General features: G+C 61.6%; 11 protein-coding genes. 5 read left to right on the top strand and 6 right to left on the bottom strand.

Going from position 1 to position 12146, the window contains the following annotated elements; genetic code table 11:
• Nucleotides 1–159: 159 nt before the first annotated feature.
• From BN32_RS13220 to BN32_RS13205, 4 genes are all read right to left on the bottom strand, one after another.
• Nucleotides 160–663, bottom strand: coding sequence for a DUF1993 domain-containing protein (locus BN32_RS13220; RefSeq protein WP_019198693.1), 504 nt, complete (start codon nt 661–663; stop codon nt 160–162).
• A 37-nt stretch (nt 664–700) separates the two neighbouring features.
• Nucleotides 701–1204, bottom strand: a complete 504-nt coding sequence (locus BN32_RS13215; RefSeq protein ID WP_040426440.1) for a DUF1993 domain-containing protein — start codon at nt 1202–1204, stop codon at nt 701–703.
• A gap of 98 nt (nt 1205–1302) precedes the next feature.
• Entirely contained in the window at nt 1303–2535 is a 1233-nt protein-coding gene (locus tag BN32_RS13210) for a lytic murein transglycosylase (RefSeq protein WP_040426438.1), read from the bottom strand.
• Between the two features lie 177 nt (nt 2536–2712).
• Nucleotides 2713–4353 carry an isocitrate lyase gene (locus BN32_RS13205; RefSeq protein ID WP_019198690.1) on the bottom strand — a complete coding sequence of 547 codons (1641 nt, stop codon included), beginning with the start codon at nt 4351–4353 and terminating at the stop codon, nt 2713–2715.
• Nucleotides 4354–4503: 150 nt separating this feature from the next.
• Between BN32_RS13205 and BN32_RS13200 the strand changes: the two genes are divergently transcribed.
• The 3 genes from BN32_RS13200 (at nt 4504) to BN32_RS13190 (ending at nt 7179) form a co-directional block, all read left to right on the top strand.
• Entirely contained in the window at nt 4504–5943 is a 1440-nt protein-coding gene (locus BN32_RS13200; protein WP_040425691.1) for a helix-turn-helix domain-containing protein, read from the top strand.
• 242 nt (nt 5944–6185) lie between these two features.
• Nucleotides 6186–6395 (top strand): DUF4170 domain-containing protein, encoded by a 210-nt coding sequence (locus BN32_RS13195; RefSeq protein WP_019198688.1) that lies wholly within the window; start codon nt 6186–6188, stop codon nt 6393–6395.
• Nucleotides 6396–6588: 193 nt separating this feature from the next.
• Nucleotides 6589–7179: a hypothetical protein gene (locus tag BN32_RS13190; protein WP_019198687.1), complete on the top strand. Its 591-nt coding sequence runs from the start codon at nt 6589–6591 to the stop codon at nt 7177–7179.
• Nucleotides 7180–7352: 173 nt separating this feature from the next.
• On the opposite strand, the gene BN32_RS13185 is transcribed toward BN32_RS13190, so the two are convergent.
• Complete coding sequence (locus tag BN32_RS13185) at nt 7353–8249, bottom strand: metallophosphoesterase family protein (RefSeq protein WP_019198686.1); 897 nt, start codon at nt 8247–8249, stop codon at nt 7353–7355.
• 123 nt (nt 8250–8372) lie between these two features.
• Between BN32_RS13185 and BN32_RS13180 the strand changes: the two genes are divergently transcribed.
• Nucleotides 8373–8858, top strand: a complete 486-nt coding sequence (locus tag BN32_RS13180) for an NUDIX domain-containing protein (protein WP_019198685.1) — start codon at nt 8373–8375, stop codon at nt 8856–8858.
• A 199-nt stretch (nt 8859–9057) separates the two neighbouring features.
• The gene (locus BN32_RS13175; RefSeq protein ID WP_019198684.1) at nt 9058–9579 is read left to right on the top strand and encodes a GNAT family N-acetyltransferase; all 522 of its coding nucleotides are present in this window, start codon (nt 9058–9060) and stop codon (nt 9577–9579) included.
• Between the two features lie 166 nt (nt 9580–9745).
• Here the strand turns inward: BN32_RS13175 and BN32_RS13170 are convergent, their stop codons facing one another.
• Complete coding sequence (locus BN32_RS13170) at nt 9746–12088, bottom strand: TonB-dependent receptor (protein ID WP_040426437.1); 2343 nt, start codon at nt 12086–12088, stop codon at nt 9746–9748.
• Nucleotides 12089–12146: the final 58 nt, after the last annotated feature.

The following is a 12146-nucleotide window of genomic DNA, read 5'->3' as shown; positions in this document are numbered from 1 at the left end:
ATGTGTTGGCCATCACGGAACAGCGATTGCGCTTCCTTAGAAGGATTCATTCGACCTCAGGAACAATGCAGCATGACCACCTCTCAACTGGAGGCCAGAAAGCCGAAAGGCGCTGTCGGCGCCATTGCGCGATGCTTCCCAGGCGATGAAGCGGTGGCGTCAGACTGCGCCGAGGAAATCTCGCTTGCCGAGTTCGACGCCGTTGTGACGAAGGATGTCGTAGGCGGTGGTGGCGTGGAAATAGAAACTCGGCAGCGCGAAATTGCTCAAATACCGTTGACCGCTGAGGGGCACGGGTCGTCCGGAACCAACGTCGACGGTGATGTTTCGTGTTTCCGCACCGTCGAACTGTGAGCGCTCGAATGCCCTCACATACGCGATGGTCTTCCCGATGCGTTGATTCAACTCGGCGAAGGTCGTTTCGGTATCAGCGGTTATAGGGATTTCAACCTGTGCGAGGCGTGCACAGGCCCTTCCCGCCAGATCGCAGGCATGCTGGATTTGGAGGGTGAGCGGAAACATGTCGGGAAACAGCCGCGCGCCGAGCAGGGCGTCCGGCTGAATTCCCCTGGCCTTCGCGTGGGCTTCTGCCTTGTCGAGAACCGCGGAAAGGCTGGTCAGGGTCTGAACAAACGCGGGCACTGACGAATCGAACAGCGACATGAAGGGTGCTTTCAGGACGTATGAAACGCGCTAGCTCTTACGCAACACCGAGGAAGTCGCGCTTGCCCAACTCGACGCCCTTGTGACGCAGGATGTCGTAGGCGGTGGTGCAATGGAAAAAGAACTGCGGTATCGCCGAGTGATTGAGAAACTGCTGGCCGGTCAGTGTCATGGTCTGGCCGGGACCGACGGGAAACGTAATCTCGCGCTTTTCGGCGCCTTCATACTTGGCCGGCGGCAGAGCCTCGATGTTCGCCAGAACCTTTTTGATCCGCGCCTGCAATTCCGCGAAGGTGGTCTCGGTATCGGCCATCACCGGCAATTCGGTTTGCGTGAAACGCGCGCAGGCCTTGCCGGAGAAGTCGCACGCGAGCTGAACCTGCTTCGTCAGCGGATACATCGTCGGATGCAGCCGCGCCTCAAGCAGGTCGCCTGGCGCGATCTTGTTTGCGGCGGCGTGTGCCTCGGCCTTGGTCAGAATGGCTGAAAGCGCGTTCAATGTGCGGATAAAGACCGGAGCTGAGCCGTCGTAGAATGAGATGGACACGTTGGGCAACCTTTCAGGGAAAATCTTGCCATGAAGTCAGGCTAGCCCGATGTAGATGTTCCCCGTGGCCTTACAAGGCCGATGTGTGACAATCAGCCGGGTCCGCCGCGCATCCGCGCCAGCAGTTCGGCGGTCGGCCACGAATCGGCGGGCAGGCCGTACTTCGTCTGCATGGTCTTGATCGCGATGCGGCTCTGCTGGCCGAGAATGCCGTCGATCTTGCCGACGTTGTAGCCTTGGCGTGCGAGCAGTTGCTGCAATTCCTTGATTTCGTTGAACGGCAATTGCGCAACGGGCGTTGCAGGTTTTCGCATCGGACCTGCGCCGGCGATGCGGGTGGCGAGATAGCCGGCGGTGGTGGAATAGATCAGCGAATTATTCCATTCGGTGTAGGCGGCGAAATTCGGATAGGCGAGAAACGCCGGCCCAAGGCGCCCCATGGGCAGCAGTACGGAAGCCGGCAGGTCGTCCTTCGGTAATGGACGTCCATCGGCATAGGTCACGCCCCATACGGCCCATTTCGAGCGCGGATGCTTGATGGTGAGATCTGCCTGATCCCAGGGAAGGTTCGCGGGCACGCGGATCTCCTGCAGCCACGGCTCGCCGCGCCGCCATTTCAATCCGTTCGCGATGTAGTTCGCGGTCGAGCCAATCACGTCGGGCGCGCTGCGCAGCATGTTGCGGTGGCCGTCGCCGTCGTAGTCCACGGCATAATCGAAGTAGTGGCGCGGCAGAAATTGCGCCTGGCCAAGTTCGCCAGCCCATGAGCCGATCATCTCGGCAGGCGAAAGATCGCCGCGGTCGATGATCTTCAGCGCTGCGATGGTTTCCTGTCGGAACATCTCGGAGCGGCGGCAGTCATAAGCCAGCGAGACCAGCGAGCGCAGCGTCGGCAGCTTGCCCTGAACCGCGCCGAAGTCGCTCTCCAGCGCCCAGAATGCTGTGATCACCGCAGGTGGTACGCCGTATTCCTTCTCGGCGCGCGCGAAGGCCTGCGCATAAGTCTGGATGAGCTGTTGGCCCCTCACGCGGCGGCCTTCGGAGGCCATACGACCAGAGAACTCGGTGAAGATCTGGCCGAAGACGCGCTGGCCACGGTCGCGGTTCACGATGCCCTGATCGTACACCATGCCGGGTGAGGCGGCGGCAATCGCACGCTGCGACACGCCGGCAGCGACCGCGTCTTGTTTCAGTTGCGTCAGAAACTGATCAAAGCTCTGGCCGTTGTGACAGCGCGCACCGGACTGTGCAGCAGCGGGCGTCGCGAACAGACCAAAGGCAATGAGAAGGGCAGAGGCAGGACGAAGGAGGGAGGAAATAGACATCGGGACCATATCAAAAAGGCAAAACGGGAATAGGGAAGGCGGTTGGCTAAAACCATCTGTACTCCAACACAAGTAAGCGATTTTCGCCATAGCGATCCCTGGGGATTTACTGTCGCAAAAGAAAATGCCCGGCCGAAGCCGGGCATTCTGTTTTTGTGATTGTGTCGTGCCAGATCCTTAGCCGAACTGGTTCATCGTGTTGTGGGCACCGCCCGCCTTCAGGGCCGCTTCGCCCGCGAAGTACTCCTTGTGGTCGTCGCCGATATCGGAGCCGGCCATGTTCTGGTGCTTCGCGCAGGCGATACCCTGGCGGATTTCCGCACGCTGAACGTTCTTCACGTAGCCGAGCATGCCCTGATCGCCGAAATATTCCTTCGAGAGGTTATCGGTCGACAGCGCTGCCGTGTGATAGGTCGGCAGCGTGATCAGGTGGTGGAAGATGCCGGCGCGCTTTGCCGAATCCGCCTGGAAGGTGCGGATGAGCTGGTCGGCTTCGATCGCCAGCGGCGTCTCGTCATACTCCACCTTCATCAGGTCGGCGCGGTTGTACTTGCTGACGTCCTTACCGGCGGCTTTCCACTCGTCGAACACCTGCCAGCGGAAGTTCAGCGTCCAGTTGAACGACGGCGAGTTGTTGTAGGCGAGCTTCGCGTTCGGGATCACCTCGCGGACGCGATCGACCATTTCGGCGATCTGCGCGATGTTCGGTCGCTCGGTTTCGATCCACAGCAGGTCAGCGCCGTTCTGCAGCGAGGTGATGCTGTCGAGGACGCAGCGGTCGACGCCGGTGCCGGAGCGGAACTGATACAGGTTGCTCGGCAGACGCTTCGGACGCAGCAGCTTGCCGTTACGGCTGATGATGACATCGCCGTTGCCGATCTTGGACGCGTCAACTTCGTCGCAATCGAGGAAGCTGTTGTACTGGTCGCCGAGATCGCCCGGCTTGTGGCTGACAGCGATCTGCTGGGTGAGGCCTGCGCCGAGCGAGTCGGTACGGGTCACGATGATGCCGTTGTCCACGCCCATTTCGAGAAACGCGTGGCGGCAGGCGCGGATCTTCGCGAGGAAGACTTCGTGCGGCACGGTCACCTTGCCGTCCTGATGGCCGCACTGCTTTTCGTCGGAGACCTGATTTTCAATCTGCAGGGCGCACGCGCCTGCTTCGATCATCTTCTTGGCGAGCAGATAGGTTGCTTCGGCATTGCCGAAGCCAGCGTCGATGTCGGCGATGACAGGCACGACGTGGGTCTGGAAATTGTCGATCTTCGCGATCAGCGCCGTTTCCTTGGCCTTGTCGCCGGCCTTACGCGCGGCGTCGAGTTCGCGGAAAATGTCGTTGAGTTCGCGCGAGTCGGCCTGACGCAGGAAGGTGTAAAGCTCTTCGATCAGCGCCGGCACCGAGGTCTTTTCATGCATGGACTGATCCGGCAGCGGTCCGAATTCGGAGCGCAGCGCCGCGATCATCCAGCCCGACAGATAGAGGTAACGGCGGTCGGTCTTGCCGCCGAAGTGCTTCTTGATCGAGATCAGCTTCTGCTGGGCGATGAAGCCGTGCCAGCAACCCAGCGACTGGGTGTACTTGGTCGGATCGGCGTCATACGCGGCCATGTCCGCGCGCATCACGTCCGCGGTGTAGCGGGCGACGTCCAGGCCGGTCCTGAAGCGGTTCTGCAGGCGCATGCGTGCAACGGCCTCGGCGGTGACGCCGTTCCATGTCGTGTGGCCCTTGAGGAGGGCCTCAGCCGCAGTGATCTCGGCCTGATAGGAAGCCGGGCCTTGAATTGCTTGGTCGGAAATTCCGCGCGATTGGTAATTCATGGTTGTGATCCCTTGTGAAGTTGCCACTGTTTCAACGCATCGCGCGGTCAATCGCTAGGGGTTTCGAAGATAGCTTGTCAGACTTTACAAACTTTAATTGTAATGCTGTAATTACTTTACAATTTGGCTGGTTTGGCAGGATGACCGCCCATGGCTACATCGACAATTCGCTCGGTTTTTATGGGGCCGCGGCTGCGGCGGCTGCGGCGCGATCTGGGGCTGACGCAGGCCGATATGGCGGCCGATCTGGACATCTCCGCGCCCTATGTGGCGCTTCTGGAGCGCAATCAGCGGCCGGTGACGGCGGATATGCTGCTTCGCCTGGCGCGCACCTACAAGATCGATCTCGCGGATCTCGCGGGCGATGGCGGCGCAGATCATACCGCGCGCATGCAGGCGGTTCTCAAGGAGCCGATGTTTGCCGATATCGATATTCCTCCGCTTGAAATCAGCGATATCGCAATCGGCTATCCGGGACTGGCGGAAGCATTCCTGCGGCTCTACACGGCCTACCGCGAAGAACAGCTCGCACTGGCAGATCGCAGAAGTCCCGGTTTGACCGGGACTGCATCGGGCTCGGGACGCGGCGGTTTGGACGTCAATGACCCGGTTGCGGAAGTCCGGCGGTTTCTGGCCGCGCGCCGGAATAATTTCGCGGATCTCGACGACGCGGCCGAGCGAATTTTGCATGGTCCTGCAGGTCAGGGCTGGTTTATCGAACGGCTGAGCAGCCGCCATAACCTGCGCGTTCGCCACCTGCCGCCCGATGTCATGCTCGGCTCGGTCAGACGGCTGGATCGTCACCGCAAGGAAATCCTGTTTGACGACTCGCTCGACACCGCGAGCTTCAATTTCCAACTGGCCCAGCAACTCGCCTATCTCGAATTTGAGGATGAGATCGGTGCCGCGCTGAAAGCCGGCCAATTCAGCACCAAGAGCGGCGAACTGCTGGCGCACCGGTCGCTTGCGAGTTACGCAGCCGCCGCGCTCATCATGCCGTATTCCGCATTCGCCAAAGCGGCGGAGACGCGTCGTTACGATGTTGAAGCGCTGGCGCGCCAGTTCGGAACCAGCTTCGAGCAGACGGCGCATCGCATCACGACGTTGCAGAGACCGGGTTCGGAAAAGGTTCCGTTCTTTTTGATCCGCGTCGATCCGGCTGGCAATATTTCGAAATTGCTCGACGGCGCAGGCTTTCCCTTCGCGAAGCACGGAGGAGCCTGTCCGCTGTGGTCAGTTCACGGAGTCTTCAAAACGCCGCGCCAGATCGTGACGCAGTGGCTGGAATTGCCTGACGGTCAGCGATTCTTTTCCATTGCCCGCACAGTCACCGCCGGTGGGGGCTCGTTCGGCGCGGTACGCGTGGAGCGTGCGATTGCGATTGGTTGCGCCGCTGAGCATGCCGAAAAGCTGATCTATACCAGCGATGAATCCGGGCCTCGCGCCGATGCGCCGACGCCGATCGGCGTCGCATGCCGCGTCTGCCATCGTCCGACATGCGCCGCGCGATCCGAACTTCCGATCGGCCGCGAACTTCTTCCCGACGATTACCGGCGGCTGAGCGTTCCGTTCGGGTTCTCGTCCGACTGATTGTTTGTGACGCGCCTGCGCGCTGTAAAATGATGCGAACCTGCAAACCGCCACACTGGATTAATGCAGAATTTGCATTACAAACGGCGGCAACGTGACTAGATAGGGTCCAGGATCAATACACGGCGCGAAGGTGCAAGCGGCTGAAATGCCGAGCATGAACCGGAAGTGGATTGATTTTCCGAAACGATCATGTTCACAAAACAGTCTATTGCACTTCAAGCTAACTGACGGAGACACAAATGAGCGGCAGCAATTTCTGGGTGATTGGCGGTGAGTTCGGCTCGATGAACTTCCACAAGCTCGTGGAAGGCTCGGCTCAGGTCCAGGGTCCGTTCAAGACCCGCAAGGAGGCCGAGGATGCCTGGCGTGTCGTCTCGGAAGAAAACCGTCATCGCGCGGGCGTGCGTTTCTCCATTGTGGAAGAACCTCACCGCACCAGCAGCACCTGACAGCTCCCGGGGCGAGGTTCGCCCGCCCGATTTACGGCCTTGTTCCGCTGGGAACAGGGCCGTTTTTCATTTTGGGACATGAACAACGCCATGAAATGGCACGCGAAAGCGCCTGGGACCTTTGCGGCGGAACAGGGTTACTGATAGATTAAGCGGGTCAAAATAATGCTATCGAACCCGAGGTCTTCAGATCATGGCGGAACAGAGCGTCCCGAACGATTTGGCGGGCAAACCGAGCCCGGTTCGGTTGCGCGATGCCTTGCGTAAAGCCCGTATCGAAGCCGCGGATCGGACCGGCGTCGTCGTCGATCTGCGCGACGCGGAAGTCGCCCGGCTCGAGATTTTGCACGAGGCGCTTGATTCGCTGTTCTCGGAAATTCCGCCGGGGGTCGACCTGTTCGATCGCGGCATCAGCCAGGGCGACACGCCGCGGTTGTGGATCGACGCCGTGGCGCATATCGCGATGGGGCGCGACAAGCGAATCTATCGCTTCACGCAGGACACCCGGTTCGGCCGAATCGTGATTGCTGAATCGCACGACATCCCGGTGATGGTTGATGCGGTAACCGACTATATCGCGCGCCGCTTGATCGAGCGCGAACATGCGATGGTGGTGACGCCAGCCCCGGCCCCCGCGCCAGTCGTGACAGCTGCCGCCGCTGCAACCGCCGCCCCTGTTCCCGCGAAGCGCCGCAGCGCTGTGTGGACGTTTGCGTTTGGATTCGCCGCAGGTCTCGCTGCGCTGTTCGGCTTCGCGCTGGTGATGGCGCTGCGCGGAATTTAGTTTTTACCGCAGCATCAAATTGGTTTCATAAATCACCCCACCCGGCTGACCTTTGGTCAGCCACCCTCGCCATCGAGGGGAGGGATGTGCCGTTGCAATGATGTGCCCCTTCTTCTCCCTCCCCTTGTGGGGAGGGTCGGCGCGTAGCGCCGGGGTGGGGGTGAGTGCAAATCCTAGATCAGCCGCTCGTCCCTGATCGCGCCGAGCGTCCCGTCGGTGAATCCGCGTACGCGGTGATCGCAGCGCCATGTGTCGCTGGCCCGTTCAATCGCAAACAGATTGTAGGCCGCGGGGTGATTGTGCCCGTGCGCCATGGCGGAGGCCGACGGCACGCCGATTGCGGGAATGCGTCCGCACGGTCCGTCGAGCCAGATGGTGGCATGACGATGATCGTGTCCGTGCAAGATCAGATCGACGCCGTAACGTGAGATCAGTTCGAGCAGTTCATCGGAATCGCGCAGCCGCGCCGCCCATCGCCCGGGCGACGTCACCGGCGGGTGATGGATCATCAGCACGCGAAACAAATTCTCGGTTGCCAGCTGTTGCAGCAGCTTCTCGAGATCGCCGCGCTGTTGCTGTCCGAGCCGCCCGGTCGCCATGAACGGCGCGGTCGGAACGGCAGTCGATACGCCGATCAGCGCCAGCGGCCCGCGGCGGCGTAAATAGGGAAAGGCTGTATCGCTGTTTGCTGCAATGCTGTCGCCGCGAAAATAGTCCGCCCACGAATAGGGAAAGTGCTCGCGGATGCCGCGCACATAGGCGTCGTGATTGCCTGGCACCAGCGAGACGTGATCCGGTGCGCCAACGCTCTCCAGCCACCTGCGGGCTTCGGCGAACTCGAGAGGGAGCGCGATGTTGACGAGGTCACCGGTGACGGCGATGTGATCGGGCTGTTGCGCGTGCATGTCGGCGACGAGTTCGCCGAGCACCTCGCGGCGATGGACCATGTGCCGCTTGCGCTGCCAGTTGAGATATCCGATCGCGCGCTTGCCGGCGAGTTCACGCAGCCGCGGTCGCGGCATCGGGCCGAGATGCGGATCGGACAGATGCGCGAGCACGAACGACGTCATTGAAACGTGACCGTCAGGGATCGAAATGCTATCACGCTCCAGTTCGCAACCACTCTCGCGTCCTCATGTCATGCGTTCGGGGACAGACTGACATAACACGATCGCCGGACGGAATCTCGCGCCATGAACATTCAGGACGCCCGGCTGCGGTTCGAGCCTTTGATCCGTCGCGTCTTTCATTTCTATTCACGGTTTGCCCGGGGCATGACGCTCGGCGTGCGCGCGGTTGTGCTCGATGGTGAGAACCGCGTGTTCCTGGTCAAGCACAGTTATGTCTCCGGCTGGCATCTGCCCGGAGGCGGCGTTGAAACCGGCGAAACCTTTCTGAGTTCGCTGAAGCGCGAATTGATCGAGGAAGGCCGGATCGAGATGACCGGCGAGCCGCGGCTGCATGGCCTGTTCTTCAACCGCCGGGTGTCGCCGCGCGACCATGTCGCGGTCTATGTCGTGCGCCAGTACCGGCAGGACCGGTTGCCCGAGCCCAATCATGAGATTGTGGCGTGCGGGTTTTTCGGGGCGGCCGAACTGCCGCCCGAGACCACCCGCGGGACGCGGGCGCGGATCGCGGAAGTGCTGGAGAACCATCCTCTGACCGAAGACTGGATTTAACCATTTGGGTCATTCCGGGGTGCGAGCACGACGCGAGCGAGCCCGGAATCCACCTGTTCTGGATTCCGGGTCAGCGCGTGAAGGACGCGCATCCCGGAATGACGGCGGGTAAAGCTCCATATGATAGAGAGAGATTCACTCCGACGACGCGTTGAACCAATGGACCGTGCCCGCGCCAGATGCTATCTGCGCGTCTGATATGTCCGATCTTTCCCTGACCATCCTGGCCGAGACCCCCGGCGACGAGCAGGCCATTGAGCGCCTGCACGAACGCACGTTCGGCCCCGGCCGTTACGCACTCAGCGCCTATCGGCTGCGCGAGCATGTCGATCATCTGCTCGACCTGTCGTTTACTGCGCGGATCGGCACGCTGATGGTCGGCTCGGTGCGGCAATTGCCGATCTGTGTCGGCAATACACCGGCGCTGTTGCTCGGGCCGCTCACTGTCGAGCCGCCGTTTCGCGATCGCGGTGTCGGCCGGGCGCTGCTCGACCGCGCCCTGAAAGATGCAAAAACCAAGGGACACAGTCTCGTGCTGCTGGTCGGTGACGAGGCGTACTACAGCCGTACCGGTTTCAAGCGGATTCCGAAGGGGCGTGCGACGATGCCGGGGCCGGTCGATCACGCGCGGCTTCTGGTGCGCGAACTGGTTGACGGCGCATTCGAAGGCGTCAGCGGCGCCATCCGGCCGGACTGGACATTCGTTCCCTCTCCCCGCTGAGCTGCATAACCGATGTCATCCCCGCGAAAGCGGGGGTCCATACTCCCTAGAGGTTGAGTTTGTGTGCGGGACGTTGCCCCTCTTTGCACAACAGAGAGGCCGGTGGTTATGGGTCCCCGCTTTCGCGGGGACGACATCGTGTGTGAGGTTAGCCAAACCCTCGGCCTCAATACTTCACATTCGCGAACATACGCACGCCGATGCCCGGCAGCAGGACCTGATCCTTGCTGTAGGAGACGGAGTTGCGGATGTCCTCGTTGAGCAGGTTGTCGCCGACGACGCCGAACGTGACTTGCTGTGCGCCCCACCAGTCGCTCTTGGCGAGTTTCGTGGTGTAGCTGAGTTCGGCCTTCAGACGATTGTAGCCGGGCGTCGATGTTTCGATTCCGCCGATGTCGTTCTGTGCGAAGGCATGCAGCAGGTTGACGCGCGCGAGCCAGTTGGCGTCGCGGTAGTAGATGCCACCGCCGAGCCGTTGCGGCGGAATGCGCGGCACGTTGGTGCCGTCGGTGAAGGTGGCGCGCACGATGTCATATTGTCCCTCGACGCCGAATTGTCCGGCCCATAGCGGGAGCACGTCGTACTGAAACTGGAATTCGGCGCCGCGGAAGGTTGCGTCCTTCTGCGAATAGATCGCCTCATTGAGTTCGAGGCCGGCACCCGCGATGCACGCGACATCCTCGCAGGTGTTTCCGGTCAGCCGGCGATAGATAAAGCCGTCGAAGCGCGTGGCGTAGCCGGTCAGTTCGAACCGGAACGGTCCCGTCGCTTTCCGCAGTCCTACCTCGATCGACTTCGCCGTCTCGATCCCGAGATTCGGATTTCCGATGTCGAATGTGGTGGTTGCATCGTGGCTGCCGCGTGAGAACAGTTCCGCGGGTTTGGGTGCGCGTTCGGTGTACTGGCCGGTGATGCTGGCTGCGAGATTCCAGGGCAGATTCTGGATCAGGCCGACGCTGCCGCTCTTCGGCGTGAAGTTCAGGCTGCGCGATGTGGCCGGGCCGATGCCGGCGGGATCGACGTTGAGATCGAACAGTTCCGGGATGAAGGACGGCATGGTGCCGGTGAGATTGACGTGCTCGATGCGGGCGGCGACCTGCGCCTTGGTGATTTCGCTGAATTTCAGCTCGTTGAAAATGTATCCCGCAACCTTGGTGTTCTTGTTCGGATCCCACAGGCCGTTGAGCGGGCTGCCCGGATCGTCCGGACTTGGCGCGGTTAGTTCCTGATGCGAGGCCTGCACGCCCAGCGCCGTGGTCAATGCTGCGAAGCGCAGATTCAGCGGCATGAATTGCACCTCGACGCGGCCTTCCTGCTCCTTGTTGGTGAAGGTCTGGCGCGCACCGTCGCTGGAGAAGTCCGCCGGATCGGCGAGGCCGATTTCGTTGTGCCTGTAGTCGGTGGCGCCGGCCCAGAAGCGGATCACGTCGATGGTGGTGGCGTCCGGATGATAATCGCCCTTGACCGTCAGCTTGGTCTGGCGCGCGCTGATGCGGGTACGATGCTCTTCACCGTCGATGCCGGGGATATGATAAATGCTGTTGTTCTGCTGTATCGCCGCACCGATGAAGCCACCCGCGAAGAAATAGGATCCACCGACCGACGCGCCGTCGGATTGCGACGATGAGTTCGGCTGCTTGCCGGTGAACGGCCGCGTCGGATCGAAACGGTAGGGCGAGTTCGGCACGCTGTAGTCTTCGGTCTTGCGCGCGAATGCATCGGCATGGATTGCGACATTGTTGCCCGCGGCATCAAGCAGCACCGCGCCTTCGCGGCCAAGATCCACGCTCGAGAGCGCGGAGCGCGCCTCGAAACTGGCGCAGGGGTTTGAGGCTGAGAGTTGCGGCGCCTTCACGTTGTACCCATAGGTCTGGATCGACGGCACCGCGCTGCACGGCAGCGTTTCGGGAACGCGGTTGTTGCTGGCGCTGACCACGCCGCCGATCGACTGCGATCCGTAACGCAACGTTGCCGGCCCGCGAATGACCTCGACCTGATTGGTCGACAGCGGATCGATCGGCACGAAGTGATCCTCGCCGAGATCGGATGCGCCGTTGCTGCCGATGCCGTTCTCGACGATGCCGACGCGATTGACGTCGAGCCCGCGAATGATCGGACGGCTCGATGCGCCGGGCGCGAACGACGAGCCGGTGATGCCGGGCTTGTTGTTCAGAAGGTCGCCGAGCGTCGAAGCCGCGCTGCGTCGGATTTCCTCGTTCGGCACCACGGTGACGGTGGCGAACTGGTCGGTGACGATTGGCAGTGTGCCTGCGTAGGTCTCCGGATTTGGCGCAGGTGCTTCGGAGTGGGCTGCGGTCGTGGTGCGACCCGGCTGCGCGCGATGCCGGTGCGGCCGCTGGATCGGGCTCGGCGCCTGAACGACAATTTCAGGCAGCGTTTCGGCCGATCCCGGGCCTGATTGTTGCGACTGTGCCGCGCTGTTGATGAGAAGCGCTATCGCGACGGCGGAGCTGCCGGCCAGCGAGGCACGAAGAAACGTATACGACATGATGCTTGATCCTGATGCCGCCTCCGATCCCATGGCGCGGGACCGGGCAGCTAACCTC

The organism is Afipia birgiae 34632 (genome assembly GCF_000308295.2).
In the GTDB taxonomy this organism is placed as follows: domain Bacteria; phylum Pseudomonadota; class Alphaproteobacteria; order Rhizobiales; family Xanthobacteraceae; genus Afipia; species Afipia birgiae.
This window is presented reverse-complemented; position numbering and strand designations above follow the sequence as displayed.